Annotated in this window: 1 pseudogene; it reads right to left on the reverse strand. The window is 75.6% G+C overall.

From position 1 onward, the window contains the following. A pseudogene (locus B4M60_RS00720) lies at positions 1-521 on the reverse strand (amino acid deaminase/aldolase); the annotation flags it as partial.

Here is a 521-nt window from a genome sequence, read left to right on the forward strand (position 1 = left end):
CGGTAGTGGTCGAACAGCCCGGGCACGTACAGCCCGGACCCCGCGGTCACCTCGGTCACCGCAGGGTCGGCGGCGCTCTCGGCGACGGAGCCGGACCCGCCGGAGTTGACGATCTCCGGTCGCTGCCCGGTGAGGTCGGTGATGGTCGCGGCCACCGCCGCCCGCAGTCCGAGGAGCCGGCGCATGGACAGCGCCTTGACCAGGCCGACGCCGCGGACGTCGTCGGGGACGCCGGCGACCTGCGCCTCGTAGAACATCGCGCCGACCACCCGGAAGCCGAGCCCCACCGCGCTCCGGACCAGCGGCTCGACCTCCACGGGTCCCCGGAGCGGCGAGCGGCGGACGCCCAGATGGATCGGACCGAGCCTCAGTGACGCGTCCACGTCGACGCACACCCGCGCACCGCCCGCCCCCGCATCCCGGGCGATCTCCAGCTGGCGCACGTCGTCCACCATGAGGGTGACGGCGTCGAGCGCCCGCGGATCCCGCCCGAGGGCCGCGAGGGCGCCCCGGTCGACGGT

The organism is Dietzia sp. UBA5065 (genome assembly GCA_002415925.1).
Classification (GTDB): domain Bacteria; phylum Actinomycetota; class Actinomycetes; order Mycobacteriales; family Mycobacteriaceae; genus Dietzia.